General features: G+C 44.6%; 14 protein-coding genes. 3 read left to right on the forward strand and 11 right to left on the reverse strand.

The features are described from left to right. Positions 1-149: 149 nt before the first annotated feature. Both HY58_RS10650 and HY58_RS10655 read left to right on the forward strand, forming a co-directional pair. Positions 150-5,999, forward strand: coding sequence for a S8 family serine peptidase (locus HY58_RS10650; protein WP_039131594.1), 5,850 nt, complete (start codon positions 150-152; stop codon positions 5,997-5,999). A gap of 104 nt (positions 6,000-6,103) precedes the next feature. Continuing rightward, entirely contained in the window at positions 6,104-8,083 is a 1,980-nt protein-coding gene (locus HY58_RS10655; RefSeq protein WP_039131597.1) for an adenylate/guanylate cyclase domain-containing protein, read from the forward strand. Here the strand turns inward: HY58_RS10655 and HY58_RS10660 are convergent. From HY58_RS10660 to HY58_RS10685, 6 genes are all read right to left on the reverse strand, one after another. After that, the gene (locus tag HY58_RS10660) at positions 8,063-9,703 is read right to left on the reverse strand and encodes a VWA domain-containing protein (RefSeq protein ID WP_172644644.1); all 1,641 of its coding nucleotides are present in this window, start codon (positions 9,701-9,703) and stop codon (positions 8,063-8,065) included. The two genes, HY58_RS10655 and HY58_RS10660, sit on opposite strands and share 21 nt — an antisense overlap. A gap of 181 nt (positions 9,704-9,884) precedes the next feature. After that, positions 9,885-10,424, reverse strand: coding sequence for a hypoxanthine phosphoribosyltransferase (gene hpt / locus HY58_RS10665; RefSeq protein WP_039131599.1), 540 nt, complete (start codon positions 10,422-10,424; stop codon positions 9,885-9,887). Between the two features lies 1 nt (position 10,425). Further along, complete coding sequence (locus tag HY58_RS18865) at positions 10,426-11,640, reverse strand: glucosaminidase domain-containing protein (RefSeq protein WP_052324043.1); 1,215 nt, start codon at positions 11,638-11,640, stop codon at positions 10,426-10,428. Further along, positions 11,637-12,293 (reverse strand): O-methyltransferase, encoded by a 657-nt coding sequence (locus tag HY58_RS10675; RefSeq protein ID WP_039131602.1) that lies wholly within the window; start codon positions 12,291-12,293, stop codon positions 11,637-11,639. The genes HY58_RS18865 and HY58_RS10675 overlap by 4 nt, the downstream gene beginning before the upstream one ends. Positions 12,294-12,331: 38 nt before the next feature. Further along, a complete protein-coding gene (locus tag HY58_RS10680) occupies positions 12,332-13,027 on the reverse strand; it encodes a TIGR00730 family Rossman fold protein (protein ID WP_039131605.1) in 696 nt (231 codons plus the stop codon). Between the two features lie 92 nt (positions 13,028-13,119). After that, positions 13,120-14,583, reverse strand: a complete 1,464-nt coding sequence (locus tag HY58_RS10685; RefSeq protein ID WP_039131607.1) for a sodium:solute symporter — start codon at positions 14,581-14,583, stop codon at positions 13,120-13,122. Positions 14,584-14,651: 68 nt separating this feature from the next. Here HY58_RS10685 and HY58_RS10690 point away from each other — a divergent pair, with 68 nt between their 5' ends. After that, the gene (locus HY58_RS10690; RefSeq protein WP_052324044.1) at positions 14,652-15,194 is read left to right on the forward strand and encodes a TIGR00730 family Rossman fold protein; all 543 of its coding nucleotides are present in this window, start codon (positions 14,652-14,654) and stop codon (positions 15,192-15,194) included. A 32-nt stretch (positions 15,195-15,226) separates the two neighbouring features. Here HY58_RS10690 and HY58_RS18870 read toward each other — a convergent pair whose 3' ends face one another. From HY58_RS18870 to HY58_RS10715, 5 genes are all read right to left on the reverse strand, one after another. After that, on the reverse strand, positions 15,227-15,832 hold the full coding sequence (locus tag HY58_RS18870; protein WP_052324045.1) for a hypothetical protein: 606 nt from the start codon (positions 15,830-15,832) through the stop codon (positions 15,227-15,229). Between the two features lie 133 nt (positions 15,833-15,965). Further along, positions 15,966-16,991, reverse strand: coding sequence for a PorP/SprF family type IX secretion system membrane protein (locus HY58_RS10700; protein ID WP_039132049.1), 1,026 nt, complete (start codon positions 16,989-16,991; stop codon positions 15,966-15,968). Between the two features lie 38 nt (positions 16,992-17,029). Beyond that, entirely contained in the window at positions 17,030-20,719 is a 3,690-nt protein-coding gene (locus HY58_RS10705) for a PKD domain-containing protein (RefSeq protein ID WP_039131609.1), read from the reverse strand. A 49-nt stretch (positions 20,720-20,768) separates the two neighbouring features. Then, positions 20,769-23,006, reverse strand: a complete 2,238-nt coding sequence (recG, locus tag HY58_RS10710) for an ATP-dependent DNA helicase RecG (protein WP_253271547.1) — start codon at positions 23,004-23,006, stop codon at positions 20,769-20,771. Further along, positions 22,921-24,126 carry a glycosyltransferase family 2 protein gene (locus HY58_RS10715; protein ID WP_156123655.1) on the reverse strand — a complete coding sequence of 402 codons (1,206 nt, stop codon included), beginning with the start codon at positions 24,124-24,126 and terminating at the stop codon, positions 22,921-22,923. The genes recG and HY58_RS10715 overlap by 86 nt, the downstream gene beginning before the upstream one ends. Between the last annotated feature and the right edge of the window lie 2 nt (positions 24,127-24,128).

The raw sequence follows: 24,128 nt of genomic DNA on the forward strand, positions 1-24,128 counted from the left end.
ATTGACGGATCGAACCTGGTATTAAACATTTGCTCACGATTGTTGCAAGACGCCTAACTGCAATGGCACCCTGATTCCCGGAACCGACGCCGATTATCATCTGGTGCTCATTAAGGTTGTGTGCCTTGACAATCTTAATGAACCTAACAATGAAAAAGCCTTTCCTCAGGGTAAGCAATTTTGCCTTTCTTTTATTATTCGCATTAGTGTCTACCGCAGTAGTTGGACAAAAACTAAACCGTAATCAATTTGTTATGTTTGGAGTGGAGGGTGTGCAGATCAGCACTTCCAATACCATATCCGGAGGCGCAGTTGGCAGTACAAAACTGGTGAAGTCTACCGGTAATGTACTATTTACGGGTAGCCTTCACAGTGATGGAAGAATTGATCTCGCAAATGGTAACATAGTGAATGGTGTTGTTACGGCCGCAAACAAAGCCGGTGTGTCGGGCAACATTCTGCAGACGGGATCAGGTGCCTCCTTCGGAGGAAATGTGGTGGTAAATGGAGACATTTTCATCAGTGCAGGAACTATCAGCGGAACCGTGTACCAGCCTGCTGGCGCACAATACAGCGGCCCCAGTAAAATTCCCGAATTGCTTACTGACCAGTTACCAGTTCTGCCTGCGCTGCCCCCCTTTATTCAATTTACCGGCGGTTCTGGGAATATAACCAATAACAGGACACTGGAGCCCAATGATGTGAATGGCTATGGTAACATTAACCTGTCTGGTAACAAAACCATAAGGTTTAATGGCCCTGGAGTATATAAGATCAAATCAATAAATCTTACCAATACCAACCTATTCATATTTGACTTTAATGGAACAACTACAGGAAAGTTTATTATCCAGGTAGAAGGCAATATGCTTCTCAGCAAGGTGGCTACAAGTTTTGAAGAAGGTCCGGCTGGTTCAACCAACGCAGATGCTGCCACAAGAATATATACCGAGGTGCATGGTTCGGGTGATGCAAGCGGAAACAGCTTTCTTATAGCAAACGGATCAAGTTCAACACAATCGCGATGGCTTGGTACCGTGTGGGCGCCCAATGGCTCAATCACTATAGGATCGGGCACTGGCAATACAGATCTGACAGGAGCACTATGGAGTGGTAAAAATGTGATGATCAACAGTGGTGTAAATGTGGTGCATTCGCCGTTGGTAAGTAATTGTGAAAATGCAACAGTTAATGCGGGCTCCGATGCCAATATTGCATGTGATCAGCTATCCATTCAATTAACCGGAAGTTCTACAAATATTCCAAATCCGTCCTATAGTTGGAGCTCTCCAACTGGTAATATCATAACCGATCCCAACCAGGCAACTATCACCATTACTACAGCAGGAAACTATACATTGACGGTTAGTAATGATGAATGCAGTTTCACAGATGATGTAAGAGTAACATCATGTGTTAATGACGCTGTTGATGAAAACCCGTTCAAGGTATTTACGATAGTTAATGCCAATCTCACTCAACTTGTTGCCGATCCTACTTATGGTGAAGGACAGGGTATCTTCCAGTTCGATCCCAATAATAGTGGACGTGTGTTGATAGATGCGATCCTTCAATCCAATAATATAGCCAATGCAACAAATCACCTTGTAATAAACGGTTTTGACCAGACGGAGATCTCGAATAATCCATCCTTCTACAGGATCACCGGATTTTATGAGATCAGCAAATTGCTTGAACTGAACGGACACCCTGAATTTTTCAAAGAGGTTCGTCAAACTGTTTCACCATTTGGTCTTGCAGTTGGTGATGGCGGATTGTATAAAACAGGTGGAGATAGTAGTATGGGCGCCAGGTCGGCCAGAGCAGGGTATACAATCACAGGGGCTAAATTCAAAAACCAGGCAGGTGCTGAACAGGATATTAAGATCGGGGTATTATCGGATAGTTACAATATGCTCGATCGGGTAATAAATAAAACCAGTTACCTGGGAACACCCGTAGCTGCTGATATAGCGGAGGGTGATCTTCCTGCAGGTAATATGCCCGGTGGTGGAGTAGAGCTACCCGATGGTGATTTCCCATTCCCCTTCCAAACATCAGATGAAGGCAGAGCGATGTTGCAGATCATTCATGAAGTTGCGCCTGGTGCAAAACTCGCATTCAGGACAGGATTTGTTTCTGAAAGCGATATGGCAGAAGGAATACGCCGGTTGAAAGAAATCAACTGTAATATTATTGTTGATGACATCACCCATGCAACGGCACCTTTTTATAGGGAAGGACTTATAAGCAAGGCCATCAAAGAAGTTACCTCCCAGGGTGTATTGTATTTCACATCCGCTGGAAACTTTGGCAGCAAATCCTATGAAGGAAAATTCTCTCCATCGGCCATTCCGGATGGCGGAGTGATACCATTAACAGGAGGTCAGCCGCTACAAAAACTCTTCCTTAAAGGAAGAGGAGTAAGTGATTATATGCTCATACTTCAGTGGGATGATGATTTCTATTCTGCTGGTGAAGTAGATGGAGCAGACTATGACCTTGATGTTTATCTGACCGATTATACAGGTAAGAATATCCTCGGCTATAACAGGGTCAATACCGGTTCCGATCCATTGGAAATTTTTCCTTTCAGGGTATCAGATGCAACTACTGCATATCTAAAGATCGTGAAGGCAAGTGGTCCGGATGCAGGTGCGGATGTAAGTTTTAAATATATCCTCTTCAGGGGCAATGTAGAAATAGAAGGCAACCCGAATGCTACAACTATTATTGGTCATGCCAATATACCAGAAGCATTTTCAGTGGGTGCGGTTCAATATAATCTCACACCAGCCTATGGTGTTACCAATGTTCAGGTAGAACCTTTCTCATCATGGGGAGGTCCTATCAATGGCATTACCACTAACAAGCCTGATTTTGTTGCGCCAGATGGTGTTAATACCAGTGTAAGCCTGGGCAACCGTCCATTGCTGGATAAAGATGGACAGCCATTTATTGATCCGGAAGCACCATTAAATGCTGATGGCACTCCACGATATAACAGTTTCTTTGGAACCTCCGCGGCAGCACCACATGCCGCTGCACTTTCAGCACTTTTGCTGGAAACAAGATTTAAATTCTGGCCCAGTAAGCCCGCCTTTAATTATAATGAAGTAAGGGAAGTGTTTCAATCAACAGCACTTGACTTTACCAATGATGGAAGTAATTATGATGTAAGGAGTGGAAATGGCATGTTGGATGCATACCAGGCCTTATTGACTGAAGCTAACCCAACACCAGTAATAACGGAGGTAGTGTCATTAACTTCTTCCACCACTCCCGATCAGAAAGTTGAGATCACTGTAAAGGTTGAAGGCAACTACCTGGTGGAAGGATCACAACTGGAAATTGGAGGCGTCAAGTATCCAACCATTGTTGACCTGGCAAACAAGACATTGACTGCCATCGTGGATCCTATTGAGGGCAATCCCGAAGTAAGGATATGCAATCCTGTAACTCCAAATATAGAAGTAGCTGATGGAGGATGCTCCAATGTCATTAATCTACTTGATGCAGCCAGAACGAAGATCACCGTCAGGGCTAAATCATATATCAAAAAATTTGGTGCACCCCTTCCCAGCCCACTTGAATATGAACTGTTGATTGGGGATGATATAAATCCGGTGGATCTGAGTCAGCCACTTCCTGGTGGACTCACGTTGCGTGATCTTGGTTTGGCTAAACCTGGTCTAACGGAGGGTAGCCCTGATATAAGCACAGTAGATGCGACTACCACAGCAACAGCCTTAAGTGCAGCTGGTACACCTGTTTCTATACAGCTAAAAATTGAAGGATTTGAGAATGGCGTAGTTCCATTAGACCTTCTCAAAAAATATGATTATAGATTGGTAAACGGCCTACTCGAGATTGAGAAACTGAGGGTTAAGATTCAACCGGAAAACCAGGTGATAACTTATGGTGAAGACCTGAAGCCTGTCCAATTTAAATACAGCACAGAAGTTTCCGTTGATCAATCAATAATTGAAAATATCAGGGCTGAGCATAATCTCTATATGGCTAATGGATATGCCCTTGCCAAAGACCTTGATCTAACGAACCTCATTAATCTTGCCACTCTTTCAACCGTCAGATTCGAAAATGGTGTTGTAAGGGCAAATGGGGTAGTGAGGGCCAATGGAGTGGTGAGAGCTAATATTATTGCCGAATCATTTTATGAGTATCTGAACCGTATTGCAAATGGAGTGGTGAGAGCCAACGGCATACCCTATGAGAATGGTGTGGTGAGGGCAAACACTACTAATGGAGTTGTAAGAGCAAATGCTATTGTAAATGCTGATGCAATTATAAATGGTTTTGTGATAGTTGATAATGTTCCGGTTTCGGGCAGCGGCATAACGCCAAATGGGGTCACAAGGGCCAATGGAGTTGTTAGGGCTAATTATATCAACTTCACTACCGATGCAAACGGGGTGGTAAGAGCCAATGTTGTTATAGACAATGAAGATTATCCTTTCGCCAACATAAGCCTGGCGCCAGATCTGAATGGTGTTGTGAGGGCTAATGTTGTGCCTGACCTTAACTCACAAATCGAAAATGGGGTGGTAAGGGCAAATGGTGAACCTGTTGTAAACAGTGCATTGTTTGATGGAATTTCCAATTCAGGTGTTGTTGTGATTCTCGACGAATCGGATATTGCACGTGGCTATGTTGAAGGGTATATCTCCATCAACACGATTACCGGTCTTACCGTTACCAATAATGACAACCCGCACAGTATCATTCCAGGTGCTTACCTGCCGGTTGCCAGCGGAAACTATATCATTGAATATGAGCCAGGTGATCTTACTGTCAACAAAGCACCCTTAACTGTTACAGCGGAAAACAAGGACATACAATATGGTAATGAAGTCACCTTTACCTCAACAGTGTCTGGTTATGTGAAAAACCAGGAAACAGATGTTGATGATGATATCTCCATTTTTGGTGATGCAGGAATAACCCATGAGGTGCGGAAAGCAGATAATACGATTGTTACAGGCCCTATTTATCCTGTTGGCAATTACAGCATCCGGTCAATATTTACAGACCCCGCCAACTATGAAGTAACAAGAATCAATGGAACCCTCAATGTGGGTAAAAAAGACCTGATTGTAACCATGGGTTCAGATGTTTACTATTTCACTGAAGGTCAGCCAGTACCTGTTTTCAGTTCAACTATTGATCCGGCAGGCCTGGTGTCAAATGACCTATACACCATTAGAAACAGCAGTAATGAAATTGTATCCGCCAATAATTTAACTGCGGGGATTTATTCTGTATTCCGCAATATCAATAGTACAAACCTCGTGAACTTTAATAGTTATAATATAATAGGAACACCTTCTCCTTTGTATGTGAATCCAAGTGGAGGAAACACCAAAGCAATCAAGCCAGTGCTGGTTTGTATTGAGCCAATTGAGAATCCGGTTGGTGATTTAACTTTCAGGGCCAGATATGCCTACGAGAACCTCAACAAAACAATCATCTATGTGCCATTGGGTGAGGAAAACCAGATCATTCTTTCTCCGGGTGCAGAAAAAAGCGGTAATCCACCAGAACTCTTCCTGCCTGGAACACATGAATTCTATATACTGTTCAATGGCACCAAGATAACCTGGCTTATCAGTTCTGTTGAGAAGAATAAAAAATCAGCTTCATCCAGTGATGCCAGTTCCACATCAAATAAGTGCAACAGTAATGGTCCGATCACACTTGCCGCCAGTTCAAGGGCTGTGCCGGTGGACGTAGCCGGAGGGGCATCTATATTCCCCAACCCTGCAAGTTCACAATTGATGATAGTGGGCGATTTCACCAGGGTTACCGAACGGGATGTAATAATTGTGGATGTGCTGGGTCGCCAGGTAAGACCTGCCTCCATACGGAAACAGTCATCACAGCGAATGATATTTGATATTGGTAATCTATCTAATAGTCAATATTTCATTCGGATAAATGGATCCTCAGGCGGTCAGGTGTTCAAATTCATAAAACAATAAGCACCAACCTATCCTGTTAAAAGAAAGAATGGAGGATTACCTCCATTCTTTCTTTGTTTTATTTCCATTTATAAGTAATTTAAGCAACATATAAATAGGAAAGAATGAGTAGGTTCAGAAGCGTAATGGGGATAATTGGGCTGATGTTAATGCTAAATGTATATCTTGTTGCAAAGGCACAGGATAATGGGACAGATAGCCTGATCCAACTTCTGGATAAGGCAAATGAAGATTCAAATAAGGTAAATCTCCTGAATCAGATTACAGCAGCCGACATTCAATCTCCTTCCGCCCTCGATTATGCCCAACAGGCCATTACACTCTCCGATAAAATAAAATATAGTAAAGGCAAGGCACTTGCCTATAAAAATATTGGTCTGCATCACTTCATAAAAAGCGATTTTATTCGCGCCGATGAAAACTGGAGACAGGCACAGAAACTCTATGCCCAGATCAGGGATGAAGCGGGACTAGCTAATATCCTCAACAATCTGGGATCCATCCAATACAACCTGGGCAATCTATCTAGTGCGATTGAGTATTTTTTCAAATCACTGGAAGCCTCTCAAAAAGCCAGCGACACTTTAAGAACTGTTACAGCGCTTAATAACGTCGGACTTATTTATATGGCTAAACCTAACACACATGATCTTGCTATCGACTATCTGACCAAGGCCTTGAAGTTGGGTGGGCGTATTAAAGACAGTGCAAATATGGGCCTTTCCTATGTTAACCTTGGAGAGGTATATTACGAACAAAAGAATGACTCTGCGGCATTATATAATTGTTTCAGAGCCAAGGAACTTCTTCATCCTGATGATGAAATCCTTCCTTACCTCCTGAATAATATCGGGAAGATTTATTCAAGAAAAGGGCAGAATGACCTGGCATTAAAATACCATGAAGAAGCTTTAGCAAAAGCCACTGAAATCGGATCTAAATTATTCATGGCTCAGGCATCCCTTTCAATGGCCAATTTGTACAAGAAGCAAAACCTGCAGATCAAATCGATGCGATTTTTTTCCAAGGCTAGTGAACTGGCCCTGGAGATAAAAGCCGGACCGGAATTACAAAGGGCATACCGCGGACTTTCAGAAGCTTATTATGCAACTGACGATTATCAAAATGCATATCGTTACAGTAACCTCTCAGCAAAACTCGCAGATTCACTTTATAAGTATGCAGCAGATAGCATGCAGCTAAAATATGAGGTAGGAATCAAAGAAAAACAAATCGACCTGTTGACAAAGGATAAAGATTTAAAAGACCTCGAATTAAAACGGCAGAAAATTGCTAAGAACGGGCTTATCGCCGGACTAGGGTTGGTATTCCTCATCATTGGAATATTATATCGTGATTACCGCACTAAAGTAAAAACAAACAAACTTCTTGACCACCAGAAAGCAGAAATCGAAGGTCTTTTGCTGAATATTCTTCCAGCAGAAGTTGCCACTGAACTACAACAGGAAGGCAATGCCACACCAAAGTATTTTGAGCAGGCCTCTGTTCTTTTTACAGACTTTAAAGGGTTCACACGAATGGCTGATGCCCTTTCACCACAGGAAGTTGTTGCTGCCCTCAATGAATGTTTCATGGCATTTGATGATATCATAGATCGCAACAATCTGGAAAAGATAAAAACCATCGGAGACTCTTATATGTGCGCAGGCGGTATACCACGTGCCGATCCTAACCATGTTATGAATATAGTGAGGGCAAGTTTTGAAATTCTGGAATTCATGCGTGGATGGAACAAGGTGAGAGCAGAAAAAGGGCTCAGCTCATGGGAGCTTCGCATAGGTATACATGTTGGTCCCGTTGTTGCCGGTGTGGTGGGTAAAAAGAAATATGCCTACGATATATGGGGTAGTACCGTGAACATTGCCAGCAGGATGGAAAGTGCCGGAGAAATAGGACAGGTAAATATTTCAGAGACATTATATGAACTGATCAAGGATCAATATGACTGCAGTTATCGTGGTAAGATATCAGCGAAAAATATTGGTGATATAGACATGTATTTTGTTAACCACCTGAAAAAAACTGAAGTAGAGGAAGTGGAACTAACGAAATATGCTTCTTAACCTGGTTGGGGGTTTCCCTTTATAATAGATTTTTTTTGCCTTCTCCAGCAACAACAAAAACTCCTGTTGCAGAAAATCGCCCTGGCTTGCCACCGGCACTACAATATTCTGGACATCATTCCAGCTTGACTGTTTGGTAAATTTAGATTCTTTCAACAGTGACCCGAATAATGCCACACCAGTTGCAAGCCTGTATTCTGCCGGCAACTGATCAAATGCTGTTTCCGTTGAATTAACCTTGCTCCTTATTTCATTGTGAACACTGTCTTTTGGCTTTTTATAGGTCAGCGATACATCAGCAAGTTCTAGTGCATCTGCTTTGGCAGTAGCAGCAGGCACTAATTCAAAAATAGCCATTAGTGTATGCCCTGATCCTAACTCCCCTCCTTCCAGCACACTGGTTGTATCAGACACAGCTGAATATTTGTTATCAAATCCAAGTAAGCGATACTCAGCTACCTGCGATGGGTTAAATCGCACATGTAATAAGGCATCATCGGCCACCGCATACATGGTTTGTGTAAGCTCCCTCACCAATACCTTCTCTGCTTCTTTTTCATCATCCAGGTAGGAAAAATTCCCATTCCCTTTCTTTGCAAGCACCTCCAGCTTCGAATCTTTATAGTTCCCCATTCCCACACCCAGGCAGGTAAGATAAATACCCAGCTGACGCTGTTGTGTTATCAATCGCTCAAGATCTTCTTCACTTGTTTGTCCCACATTGAAATCACCGTCAGTGGCTAGTATCACCCTGTTATTGCCCTTCGGAATATATTGACTCTGGGCAACGCGGTAAGCAGCACGAATTCCTGACTCGCCTGCCGTTGCACCACCAGGTTCTAATCCCTCGATTGCTTTATGGATCTTTTCTTTTTCGGCGCCAGAAGTAGGATTCAACCACACGCCAACACTTCCGCCATACACTACTATCGATACGGTATCTATGGCGCGTAAGTTATCGACCATTAATTTGAAGGCAGATTTCAATAAGGGAAGCCTGTTGGGCATATCCATTGAACCGGAAATATCGATAAGGAATACCAGGTTACTGGGGGCAACATTTTCCAGATCAAGTTTTTTTGCAGAAGCCTTTATCAACAGCAATTTATTGGCGACTTGCCAGGGGCAGGCTGTGAGTTTGGCATCGAGATGAAAAACATCTCCACCACTGGGTGCAACATGATTAAGATTGAAGTAATTGATCATTTCCTCAATCCTTACCGCATCATGTGGAACAGTACTTCCCATATTCAGGAAGCGACGGATATTGCTATAGGAGGCCTTATCGGTATTGATGGCGAAGTCTGTATGGGGGAAGCGGTTTGCATCCGTGAAATTATTCTCCACCAGGCTACTGTAGGTTTCACCACCCACATTGAATCTCGTTCCATCTTTTGAATGAAGGTCGCGTGTCACCGACATCAATCTCTTCTCCTGCTTTTTTGCCTGCTTGGAAATCAGCTTCATCACGAAATTATTTTCCTTCCTGCTGTCAAGCATAACTGTCATCGGTTGATATCCTTCGAGACTAAGTGTTGCAGAATCTTTGAGAATGGTGGAGGTGATACCAAAGCCGCCGTAAGTGCCTGAATAGTAAAGATATCCAGTGGCATGAAGCATCATCTTGACATTGGCTAATGCTTTGCCTGCATCATCCTTTATTTCACCCCGGTAATAGAATTGGGCGCTGGTGGAAATAGAGGTAAGTACCAGTAATATGGCAAGTACAGTTTTCAGGGTCTTTATTTCTGGGGGAAAGGTACATCATTCCAAACGCATTGTCAAGGGGGTGTGCTTCCACCTAATGCTCTTTTAACTGGTAGATCTCAGGAATATTGCGTCCCAGGCCATCATAATCGAGCCCATATCCCAATACAAATTTATTGGGGATGCTGAAGCCGAGATACTTTATATGTGTAGGATACTCAGTAGCATCGGGCTTATGAAGTAAGACGGCTAACTCAAGTGAAGCTGGTTGCTGGTGATTAAGCTGGGGAAGAAATTCACTAAGCGTTTTACCCGTATCAACTATATCCTCAACAATAATCACATGCCTGTTATGTATATCAATATCAAGACCTATAGCTGTAACTACCTGACCGGTTGATTTAGTACCCTTGTAAGAAGCCAGTTTGATAAAGCAGATTTCTGCATCTATACTTATTGCCTTGAAAAGATCAGAGGCGAACATAAAAGACCCATTCAAAATCGGTATGAACAATGGCCTCTTGCCTTTATAATCACGATTTATTTCCGCTGCCAGTCTTTGAACCTGGCCATTGATCTCTTCTACAGTAAGGTATGGCTCAAACGTCTTATCATTAACCCTGATATCTGTCATTTCAATTTGTGTAAATGATTAATTCCTGTCCCGTTCTCAGACTCACACCCACGAGCTTATTCCATTCGCGGATCTGTTCCTGGCTCACACCATATCTCTTGCTGATGCCATATAATGTTTCCTTACTTCTTACAACATGGGTTGTTCGCTTTGCGGTTGTAATAGTTGCTGCTGCTGATGTTTCAGTTTCAGTAGAAACTTGTGCTGTAATTATCAGTTGTTGCTCCGGCAGGCTCCTGGCAGCGCCCGCCAGCAGTGGCCGGCCTGGAGCTTTCTCACGGAGATATATCTTTTCTCCATCCGCAGGTTCAGAGCCGGCCAGCAGATGGTTCAGCTCAAGAATATTTTCATAGCGGATACCTTCCTGCTGTGATATATCATATATCGTTTCTCCCGGCTTCAGTACCCTGAAAATATTCGCCCCGGTTTTACGCTTGCGCTGGAGAAACACCAGTTGATCCATCGCCAGAATATTTCCCTCCCCGGGTGTCATGTCATTGAAATCCAGCAATCGGGAAAGAGTAAGATCATACTCATTGGCAACTGCGAGCAATGATGTGCCTGCCTTTACAAATACAACCCTGGTATCGTTGATCTCAAATACTCCGGCAGGATAAATTATAGAAGGTGCATCAGCCATAGTTGTTGATTCAGCCGGTGGTCTTATGCCTGTTAACACACCCGAGGGTGCGGGCATCTTCCCCATGGCTATAAGGCTGTACTGCTGCAGGTCATAGGTTTCAATCAGCTTTATCAGCAATTGTGAATATTTGATATTGGTGGCATAGCCAGCTTGTTTCAGTCCATAGGCCCAGCCTTTATAATCTGCAGGATCAAGACGAAACAGAAAAGAATATCGCTGGTTGTTTTTTAGAAAATTGGAGTGATCACGATATGATTCAAGCGCAGCGCTATAACTGCGGAAGCACTCGCCGCTGGCATCATCATCATGGTAAACTTTTTCGCCCTGCCAGGAACTCTTACACTTGATACCAAAATGGTTATTGGATTTCTGAACAAGTTCACTCCTCCCCGCTTCTGTCTCATGTATTCCCTGTGCAAGTTTAATAGCCGCCGGAACACCGGTGCGTTGCATTTCATCAATGGCAACCTGCCGGTAAGTGTTGATATAATCAAGAACAGCCGGGTTGGTTTGCGCCAATCCAATGGTGAAGGTGAAAAAAACCAACCCTGTTAACAATACTGTGCGGATCATGTAATATTTTTTTTCTGCAACAATAATAATCCATCCCTTATTGTGACCATCACCCTTTCAACCCTGCCATCGGCCGCTACATGCTCATTAAATGCCTGCATAGCTTTGGCATTTTTTCCACTGGGAGGGTTTTCAAGTACCTGTCCATGAAAGAGGACATTATCGGCTATGATCAATCCGCCATTGCGTAATTGCGGAACAACCAATTCATAATAATCTATATAACCGGTCTTATCAGCATCTATGAAAACCAGGTCCCAGGGGCGGTCTAAAACAGGAATGATTTCCGTGCCTACCCCTTCATGCAAAATTACCTGATCGGCATAGGGCGACAACCTAAAGTTTCTCCTCGCAACAGTTGCCTCTTCATTTCTTAATTCAATGGTATGTAACTCACCTCCCGGCACAAGTCCCTCTGCAAGGCAAAGCGCACTATAACCTGTGAAACTGCCTATCTCCAGAATATATTTCGGTTGCACCAACCTGCTCAGCATTGCCAGCAACCTTCCCTGCAGGTGTCCACTCAGCATATGCGCCTGCGGATGGGTACGATTTGTTTCTTCCGCTATATTTCTCAACAACTCCGGCTCTGGTGAACTGAACTTCTCAGCATAGGCATTCGCCAGGGGGTTGACTAATTCTAATGAATCCATTCTGGCAAAAATAAGGCTTCCTGCCTATTTATACTCCCTTAGAAGTTCGGCTGTAGCGGATGTTTACTATAGAAATGCAAAACATGCTCGGCAACTTCTTCCGCGGTATCCGCAACTTTCAGCAGTTCCAGGTCATCTCCTGAAATATAAGCTTCCTTCAGCATCGTATGTTGCAACCACTCCATCAGGCCTGCCCAGTAATCCCTTCCTACCAATATCAACGGAACCTGTAACATCTTACCGGTCTGGATCAGTGTGGCAACTTCAAAGAATTCATCCATGGTGCCAAATCCGCCGGGCATCATCACAAAGCCCTGCGAATACTTGGTAAACATGGTTTTGCGCACAAAGAAATATTCAAAATTGAGATTGGCATCGCGGTCAATATAGGGATTGGCATGCTGCTCAAAAGGTAATTCGATATTGAGTCCCACCGATTTACCACCGCCAAGCTGGGCGCCCTTGTTGGCAGCTTCCATGATACCCGGACCGCCACCCGAAATAATTCCAAATCCCTCGCCTGCAAGTTTCTGGGAGATGTCTACCGTTAATTCATAAGATGCATGGCCCGGTTGGGTGCGGGCAGATCCAAAGATGGATATACAGGGACCTAATTTGGCCAACGCTTCAAATCCATCTACAAACTCCGCCATTATTTTAAAGATCTGCCAGCTCGAATGTGCTTTTGATTCACTCCACCGCCTTTGCTTGTTCATCTTTATCGTGTCATTCATTTCCTTCTTTTTAAGGTTTGGAGACAACAATGCCACCCATTCAGAACATGGATGGCATCGTAGTAATACAATATTAAGAACGTATATTTTCTTTAGATAGTTTGTAAAGCTGTTGATTTTTTTGAAATCATTAACAGCCCAAGGAAAGTTATCAAACCATTGATCAGCAAGAGCTCTATACCGATCTGATAGCCACCCAGGTAGTCCGCGGCAAACTTACTGATCAGGTAACTGATAAAGGGTGATAGGAGGCAGATAATGGTAACAATAAAATTGTCCCGGAAGTTCCTTTTGGTGAGTAACCCAAAAGCAAATAAACCGAGTAATGGCCCATAGGTATAACCTGCAAGATCGAGGATGATTCCAATGATCGATTTGTTATCGATCCATTTGAAGATGAAGATGCAGATCATGAAGATCACGGAAAATGTGAGGTGCACGGTCATACGTATACGCTTCTGCTGCTTCTCTGTGAGATTGGGGTTTCTTCGGATGCCGAGTATGTCAATACAGAAACTGGATGTTAATGCTGTAAGTGCTCCATCGGCACTGGGGAACAAGGCAGATATAAGAGCAATGATGAATATGATTCCAATGGCCGGTGGAAGATAGCTGAGTGCGATGGTAGGAAACAGATCATCCCCCTTTACATCCATTCCTTTATTGGCGGCATATATATAAAGTAAACCACCCAGCAGCAGGAATAAGAAATTTACAAATACGATCACCACACTAAAGGTCATGATGTTTTTCTGCGAGTCTTTCAGCGTCTTTACACTGATATTCTTTTGCATCATTTCCTGGTCGAGACCGGTCATTGCAATGGTGATGAACGCTCCCCCGATCACCTGCTTCAGGAAGAATCCTTTGCTGTTAACATCTGTGTTCATCATATCGGTATATCCTTTCGCGGAGAGCGCCTGCATTGCTTCTCCCAGTCCATAACCAAGGCTGTTCATTATATAGATAACACATACCACAAGTCCAAGTAACATGAAGCTTGTTTGCAATGTATCAGTATACACGATGGTCTTTACGCCTCCTTCAAATGTATAGAGCAATATCATCAGTAAAATCACAAAGGCCGTTACTACAAAGGGAACGCCGAGGTTATCGAGGATGAAAAGCTGCATCACGTTGATCACCAGGTATAGCCTTGCCGTTGCGCCAATAGTTCTTGATATGATGAAAAATAAAGCTCCGGTTTTATAGGCAGTGAAGCCGAATCTTTGTTGCAGGTAATGATAGATGGATGTAAGATTCAGCCTGTAATACAAAGGCAACAACACATAAGCAATAACTATATATCCAAGGAAATATCCCGCCACCACCTGCATGTACATGAATGCATTGGTGGAAACAGTACCGGGAACAGAAACAAAAGTTACACCACTCAGCGAGGTACCGATCATGCCGAATGCAACCAGCATCCAGTTGGAACTTTTGTTGCCGATAAAAAAGCTTTCGTTATTGGCATTCCGGGATGTATACCAGGCCACCACAAGCAATAAAACAAAATAAGCGATTACAAAAGAGAACAACAAGGTTGGCGACATGCACTAAGATTTTTCTGAAATAAGCTACAAATTAACCGTTAATACAATTACTTTAGTACAATTAATCTATGAATATAAAAGCCATAGCAGTTTTTTGCGGTTCGCAGGCAGGATCCAACCCTTTGTTCAAACAGCACACAGCAGAACTCGGTAAACTGCTGGCCATGCTTAATATCAGGCTGGTATATGGCGGTGGTAAAAAAGGATTGATGGGAGCCATCGCTGATTCTGTTCTAAAACATGGTGGTGAAGTAATGGGTGTGATTCCAAAAGTGCTTACTGAATGGGAACAACAACATGAATCACTTACCGATCTGGCCATTGTACCGGATATGCACAGTCGAAAAAAGATGATGTATGAAATGAGTGATGCCGCCATCATCCTCCCCGGCGGTTTCGGCACCATGGATGAATTATTCGAAATGCTCACCTGGAACCAACTCAAGATCCACGACAAAAAGATTTATATCCTCAACAGTGCGGGCTACTATAATTCGCTGATCCAGTTCCTGCGCCATGCCGAAAAGGAGAACTTCCTCTACGAGCCGGTGGAAGAAAGGATCATCATCTGCAATAACCCGGTTGAGCTTTTCAATAAGTTACCCATCTGACGCATGTCAGGACATACGTCAGACGGGTAGCTTTAACGGCCGATATTAAATCCTATGCTGTAGAAGACCCGGTTGCCGTAGGGGGTACCGGGATTGGAATTACCGGAAGCCTTATAGAGCAGATCGTATTGCGCGGAGATGATCATGTTAACAGCTCCTCCAACAGGAAGAACAGCTCCCGCCCCTGCCAATAATGAAGGAAGGATCTTTCCATTGAGTGAGTATTCTACATCGGTTGGATAGTACTTGTATTTACCCCAGATATAATTCATTTCGGGCTGTAGTTGAACGAAGCCCTGGCGGATGGGATAAAACCTGCCGAAAATATTCATACCGGCCACACCATAACTTTCACGCGAAATTGTTTCTCCATTATAGCGATCCCGGAACTGTGAGTATTGTGCATTAATTCCTATACCGGCGGCAAAGTAATTATTGAAGCGATAACCCACCTGTGGAGAGATATTGATCAGGGTATAATTACCGAAACTCAATCCAAAATTTCCACCAAAGAACAACCTGCTCTTATCAAAACCTTTCTTCTCCGTTTCAGCTTCTTTTTCTACAGCAGTACTATCCTGGGCATTGACGCCAGAACAAAAGACAGCAAAAAGCAGTAGGCAAATAATTTTCTTCATAGTTTCTGAATTAAGCCTGTAAACTCATTACCCTCCCGGTTGCACAAACAGGTTCACCCTGTAAAACTCGGATAATTCAGGCAATCAATGAAAAAAGGCCTTTGAAATTGGTCGGGATCCCATTTTTAGTACATCAGAAAACCGGGCAGAGACTTTGTCGCTGGTTGCCCTGGAACTCATCGAAAATGCCATGCTTTATAAGGGAGAACTCGATGGCGCCCCTTGAACCATTATAAGCCGACAAAGATGAAGTTGTTACATCATAGCTAAAGCTCATCCGGAAATTGTTCCATTGAAATCCGACAAGCGGAATAATGGATTCACCTGCGCGGTAGTAAAGTCCGCCGATCAACTGTGTGGTACCATCACCGCTTAGATTGTAATTGGCAGAAGCACCTCCAACCAATTCTGACGCCGAGGCCTGGGTGGTGTAATAAGCCATAGGATTCACTATAACGAGATCATTCACCTTATAACTTGCATTTACAAATCCGATATAGCGTGGCGAGAGCCTGTTCTCGAATCCGTCTTCTGCAAAAAAGGTTTCCTTCGGGCGGTTCAGATGATGCACCGAGAAGCCGGCATTCACATACACTTTATCGCTGGGAAAATAGGCATAGTTCATTCCCACCTGCAGGTCAACATAGCTGGTGCTGGTGGAGTTAAATACCACATTGGTGGGGATGCCGGCATCAAAAAATCCGGTCGACTGGTTGAACTGGTCAGGGAATTTTAGTCGCGTGGGATCAATGCGCTTATTGGCATAGCCCACGTTGAATCCTGCAGAAAGCAGGCTCGAATAACCAAGCATCTGGTGATAAGCCACCGAGCCATAAAATTTAGTAGATGTAAGATTACCACTGCCGGCAACATCTCGAAGCAAAACGCCTCCAAGCCCCAGCCATCCCGTTTCTATACGATTTCTAAAAACCTGTGCGTCCCCGAAAACACTGATGGTCTTATAAGGTACAGACATAATATTCACCCACTGGCTGCGATAGTTTGCGCCTATCCGGTAGTCGGCATCAGGAATAAATCCAGTATTGGCCGGATTGGTGGTCAAGGGTGAATTGAACCACTGGGAAAACCTCAGATCCTGAGCATCCGCAACAAGGGTGAAGCCTGTCATTACCAGGCAGATCATCCATAACCTTTTCATTGGTATCCTCTTGCTAATCATCATCATTTCATTAATGGTTACCGGATCAGGGTAATATCACCTTTTTTGGTTGCCTTGCTGCCATCGGTGAATTCAACATCCAGCACATAGGCATATACATCCATTGGTTGCAGCACACCATTGAAGCGGCCGTCCCATCCAATCTTCAGACTATTTGATTCAAAAACCTTCTGGCCGAAACGGTTGAAGATGATGAATTTCATCCTACCGATAGCATACCCTCGCACCACGATCTGGTTATTGGGGGCGGGACCCAATGGGGTAAATGCATTGGGTATATCAATACGTGGAATAACCAGGGCTTCAACCGGCAGACAGATAGTGTCAGCGCATCCGCTCTGGTTTATTGCCATCAGGCAGGCATCATAAATTCCGGTCCTGTTATATTGGTGATCAACAGGCGCCCTGCTGGTTGTCCTTAAGCTATCACCATCTCCAAATTGCCAGAGGAAATTAACCGCATCGGCTGAAGATGTATTGGTGAAGGTGGTAGGCGTATTTTCTATCGGCGTAACCGGCGAATGGGTAAAACCAGCCACCGGAGCGGATTGCACGATCACATTCCTGAAGGCCGAATCAGAAATATTACAGGTATTGGGATCGGTCACCACTAACTTCACGCGGAAGGTACCGGGGTTAAGAAACTCTTTCACCGGTTCTTTATCCGTTGATGTTGTACCATCCCCAAAATCCCAGAAATATGTTTGTCCTGCTATTGAAGTATTGACAATGGGTGCAGTGTAGGGTGCGCAACCATCGGGCATTTCAAAGCTAGCCACAACCAATGGAGCGAGGTTAAATTCTTTCATCAATGAATCGCCGCCGTTACAGAATATTGTATCTCGCAACAAAAGCCTCACCTGGTAGGTTCCTGCAGAAATATAATTATGATTAACAGGTGTGGTTCCCGCAATTACTCTTGTTCCATCACCAAAATCCCAGAGGAAACTGGTATCACTAAACGCTTTTCCCGGCGATGGTACTGAGAGATTATCGAACCTGAAAGAAAGCGATTCACACGGCAATAATTTCGTTGCCGTGAAATCGAGCAGCGCCTCATCAGCACGAACCCTTATTGTAAGGAAAGATGTATCACGGATATTACAACTTGTTGAATCAATGGCGATCAATCTCACCCTGAAATCACCCACCGAAGTATAGGTATGCTCCACTTCAACGGAGGTGGTGGAAGTATCAGCAGAACCATCCCCGAAATTCCAGATATAACTCTGTGCATTCTGAACGGTGTCGATCAATTTAACAGTGAGGGGAACACATCCCGAGGTATCATAAACGCCATTGATATAGGAAGACACACCAGATCCCACCCCGGCAAAATTGAAGGCGATCTTGAGGGCGGCAAGATTACACTCAGCACCATTGCCGGTTCCATTGGCGCCGGAAAATCCATTGGAGCAACACCATGCACCTCCTGAAACGGGGAAGCGTGGACGCGGACTTCCAATGGCGCTGCTATAACAGTTGGCGCACATGGCCTGGTAGATAATTCCATTCTGGTCGAAGCGACTTGTACCGCCATCCACGTGTTCTGAAAAATTACCATCCTGTCCAAAGAAGGTGACATACATCAGTTCGGTAGCATCGCGCTTGATGACAATAAAATAGAAATCGTTGTTATCTGTGGTCCGTTTAAGAGCATCGGGGGTTACTTCCATCCCAATGGTACCTGCCATGGGGAAATCAGCGAGATTGGTTCCGCCCCAGCCACTCACATAAATATTTTCACATCGGTCAACCAGGAAGGCCACCGGTGATATATTGGGCAGCGCTGAAGTGGTGCCATAGGTAGTAGTATAGACCCATTCTGAGAGATCGATCTTGAGTTTGCCTATAAACTGCTTGGCTCCCGCCCTGGCATAAGGAGCATTTATAATATTCCAGTTACCATAGGTAACCCCCATCACATAGGGATCGCCATCGCGGTCAAATTCAAATCCTAAAACTGCATCGGTGGCAGCTGTTCCAATAAAGGTTGACTTTTTCAATACCGAACCGTCGGAAGAAAATATGGCTATGAAACCATCGGAGCGGTATCCACCGAAAGTTTGTCCAAGCGTTCCTGATTTATCACCCGGAAAATTACTGCTCATGGTTGCCCCGGCGATCCAGATATCACCGCCATTGGGATTGATGCCAACCACATAAGCGGCATCCAGACTATCACCACCAAAATAAGTACACATGGTGAGGTCAGAAAGGTCGCCCCTTGCTTTGATCAGAACCGCATCCTGCTTTCCTCTGAGTGAGCGGAAAGGAGCATTGGCAGTTGTATAGAAATTGGATGATTGTGTACAGGAGGCGAGGTAAATATTACCACTGTTATCGAGCATCACTTCACTGCGTGCATCATCACCATAAAAATTCAAGAGGCCTCTTGGATTCTCGCGGTGACTGTCGGCAGTATTAAAACCATCATCACCACTACCACCAATACGCAGTGAACCAATAAGTGCAGTTCCTGCTGCATTCAGTTTTGTAAGAACGATATCATATCCGGACAGTGTACCCCCACCGGTTGGTCCAAGCGACCGAAATGCGGGATAGTCAGAAGAGCTTGTTCTGCCACCGATGATGAGGTTTCCCTGTCCATCTACAATAAGGCTATGGGGCTGGTCGCTGGATGTACCACCCAAATAAGTTGCATATACCCTTTGTGTACCGGTGGCATCAAATTTCATGATGCCCATATTGAAAGGATTGGTATCGTTATTAGCTGTAAAGCTTTGCTGGAAGGCACCTGGAGAAACAGGGAAGCCGGTTCCGAAAACGATACCACCGCTATACAATGAGCCATCACCACCATAGGTAGCGGTATAACCCCAGTTATCAGCCCTACTACCGGTGAAGGTGGCGAAGATCAGGGTGGGATCAATTATAAGAGTAGTCCTTTTATCATAATCGCCGAGGGCGAACTTCACAGTGTTATTGCGGAGCTGGTATCTCGCTTCAATAGTAGTGCGGCCTTTTGTTGTATTCTGGTAAGTGAAAGGAGGCATCTCCCTTACTTCGCCCACACTTGTTTTAATAACGAGCTCGCCCTTGCTTGTACTCAGGCTGGTGGCGCCGTCGTAACGCATAACTATAGCCGAAGGATCACCGCCCGGGTGAATGATGAATTCATATTTCGTCATACCCTCATCAGTGAAATAGCGCATGTCTATATTCGGGTATACATTCCGGTAAGTAACGGTATTGAATATGCGGCAATTACCTGCCCAGGCCGATGGATCATTGCCGATAAAATAGTTATTGTAGGAAGGCAATGGCTTTGAGCCTTCAACTACCATAGCGGGATTCATTCCTTCCAGCACCATGCGATATGCATGGGAGCGGATCCTGATGGTACCTTTTGGTAATTCTGAAGGAGCTGCTGTCTTGTTTTTTGCGCTTGCCTTGTTATCTCCACCTCCGCCTCCTGCACCACCACCCGAGCCTTTAGCACCATCATGTGCATGACCATGGGTAAGCGCTGCGAGGTTAGCCAGATCTTCAGGGTGATGCTGAACAACAGTGAAGCCGGTACGTTGCAAAAAGAACGCACCGTTGCCAAGGTCACCCATAAATGTTACAGATTTATCCCATTGCCCTTTGTTTTCAACGAACTCAACATTGTTCGTATTCTTTTGGGCGAGGGCCGAGGTGGTACATAGGGCGGCCAGAAAAAATATGTGGAGATACTTTACCAAGGTCTATTGAATTTACATCAAATAATCGAATTAAACCAGCGCTTCTAATCTACGAGATCTTGCTCCATGCCAGTTTTCCTTTCTGCATCTGAAGGTAGCCTTTCAGCCTTTGATGTAAGGGAAGGTCAAGGGTCGGATCCGTTTCTATCAGCATCTGTGCACGCTGTTTTGCCGCGTCGAGCCAGCTTTTATCCATCAAAATATCAGCCAGTTTAAAATTCAGTAATCCGCTCTGCCGGGTTCCTTCAATATCACCCGGACCGCGAAGTTCAAGATCTTTTTCAGCAATCTGAAAACCATCATTCGTGGAACACATTGTCTTCAACCGTTCACGGGCATCGTTGGTTATTTTGGGGCCTGTTAATAATATGCAAAAACTTTTATCGGCTCCTCTTCCTACCCTTCCTCTAAGCTGGTGTAATTGTGATAATCCAAACTTCTCAGCACTCTCAATCACCATCACTGTTGCATTCGGAACATTCACACCAACTTCTATAACCGTTGTAGATACCATGATGTGAGTGTCTTTCTGTACAAATCGTTGCATGTTGGTTTCTTTCACATCAGGTGCCTGTCTTCCATGCACCATGCTGATCCAGAATTTGGGTTCAGGAAAAAATGCTTTTACATTTTCATAACCCCGCATCAGGTTTTCCAGGTCCAGCTTTTCTGATTCTTCAATTAATGGAAAAATAATATATGCCTGCCGGCCCTTGTCAATTTCCGCCCTTATGAAATCCATCACACTTGCCCTTGCATGCTCATAACGATGAACGGTGGTGATAGGTTGCCTGCCGGGTGGCAATTCATCAATTACGCTATAATCAAGATCGCCATATGCCGTCATGGCAAGGGTTCTTGGGATAGGCGTTGCCGTCATCACCAGTATATGTGGGGGGATGGCTGCCTTCTTCCAGAGTTTAGCCCGCTGTGCCACGCCAAAGCGGTGCTGCTCATCAATGATGGCCAGGCCAAGGGAATGAAATTTAACCTTGTCTTCCAGTATGGCATGGGTGCCAATGATAAAATGTATCTCTCCTTCTTCAAGTCCTTTTAAAATCCGGCGTCTTTCGGCTGCCTTTGTTGATCCTGTCAGCAGTGCTACCTGCACCGGCATATCCTTTAGCAGCTCGCTGATGCCATGATAATGCTGTGTGGCGAGGATTTCGGTTGGTGCCATCAAGCTGCTCTGGAATCCATTGTCGGCTGCCAGCAACATACTCAATAAGGCCACCATGGTTTTACCGCTTCCAACATCTCCCTGCAGCAGGCGGTTCATCTGTTTCCCGCGGGCCATGTCCTGCCGGATCTCTTTGAGTACTCTTTTCTGTGCACCGGTCAGTTCAAAGGGGAGGTGGTTATGATAAAAGCTATTGAAAAGTTGTCCCACCTGTACAAATACCACCCCTTTTGAATAGCGGTGTCTTTGAAGCCTGATGAGCGCCAGACGAAGTTGTGCAATAAAAAGCTCTTCAAAAACAAGACGCTCACGGGCCTGCTTATACGCCATTTCGGAAGATGGGAAATGTATCTGGCTATAGGCATCGAACCGCGAGGGAAAATTAAATTCCTTCAGGAAAGCATCCGGCAGGTTCTCAGGAAGGTCGCCCTCTTTCAATGATGCCAGCAGAGAGTATGTGAGCTTGCCGATTTGCCTTCCCCCCAGATTTTTTGCTTTTAACTTTTCTGTGCTAGGATATACCGGTTCAAGAAAGGCCTTTCCTCCTGCGCGCGAAGGCTCCCAGGGCTCCATCTCCGGATGGGTGATCTGCGGAACACCATTGAAGAAGCCCGCCCTTCCAAAAACAAGGTATGCCTGCCCCACCTGCAATCCCTTCTGTATCCAGTGTATACCCTGGAACCAGACCAGGTCCATCTCTCCACTGGCATCGCGGATCTTTGCCACCAGGCGCTTTGCACGGTTCTCACCCATCACTGCTGTGCTGATAATAGTACCGGCAACCTGAACATATTCTGATGCCGGATGCACCGAGCTGATGGGGTTCACAATCGTTTTATCTATATGCCGAAGGGGGAAATGATCAAGCAGGTCCATGAAAGTGAAAATATTGAGTTCCTTCTTGAGGATGTCGGCACGCAGGGGACCAACACCTTTCAGGTATTCAATAGAGCTCGATAATATGGTAGCATCAAAACTGATACGGAATGATTGGTTTGATGCAAAAATAAGTGGCTGGAAACTATTCTTCGTGATTTGCTGTACTGGTATATGATTTGGGTGTATGCAGGAATTCTTTCCGGGAGCGCTGCATGCTGAAAACGGCACGCAGCATCGAAACGATTAACATTGGGAGTGCCAGCAGGGCACGGATAGTGGCAGAAGAAAAGAACCGGGATGGCATAGCGATGCAAAGGGTCAGTACAAAAAAAAGCAGCAGGCTGAGCCACCACCCTGCAATAGGAAACATAAAATGTTTGCCGGTAGCATAGCGCAATATCAGCAATACTATTATGCCACTGAAAACAACCATATAGAGCGAGCGGGGGAGCAAAAGATTTTGCACCAGCTTATTTACATATTGCCGGTTAATTTTAATTCCCTTCATATCAGGTTCGAGGAATCGCCTGAGGTGATACCATTGCGCTTCCAGCCATCTCACCCTTTGTTTCTGGAAAACATCATGGCTGGCAACCTTTTCATCAAGTACCCAGGCATCGGGAATATAATGCATGCGTATTCCTCTCTTTAGTAGCTGCATATCTATTTCACGATCCTCACCCGGATTATCCAATATACCCGGGTAATCAAAAATGGAACGGATCAGCCCGATCTCAAAGGCCATCCCCGAGCCGCAGGGAGCAGCTGAAAATCCAAGTGCCTGCGGACCGAGCCTGAACAGATGATTATTGATCTCCTCGCTGATGGCATCGAGGCGGGCAACAGGATTCTGTTCATTTTTTGCGGTGCGATGACATTGTAAGGCAAGATGACCCGCCTGGTAATAATCATTCACCAGGTTAAGGCAGTCGGATTTCATGATATTGTCAGCATCCAATATCATTACCAGTGAATATTTATCATTGGGGAGTACAGATAAGGCAGCATGTATTGATCTTGCCTTCATACGAGCTGCTACTTCAAGCACGGTTGCCCCTATCTGCCGGAGTTTAGCGATGGTGGAATGCTGTAATGAATCGGCTATTACTATAACGTCAAAAAGCCCTTCATGATAATCATGATTGAGGGCTTCTGACACTGTATGTTCAATAACATGGTCGTCTTTAAAAACCGGTATCAGGATGGCTATCCTTGCAAATCGTGATGCTGGTGGCGGTAGGTTTTCCCTGTATAGCATTCCTGCAATAGCAATCACCAGCAGGTAGGAAATACTGCAAAATAAGTATACGAACAGGATTAGTCCCGCGATGTGAAGAAAGGTTAGCAATT

This window comes from Flavihumibacter sp. ZG627 (assembly GCF_000814325.1).
GTDB lineage: Bacteria > Bacteroidota > Bacteroidia > Chitinophagales > Chitinophagaceae > Flavihumibacter.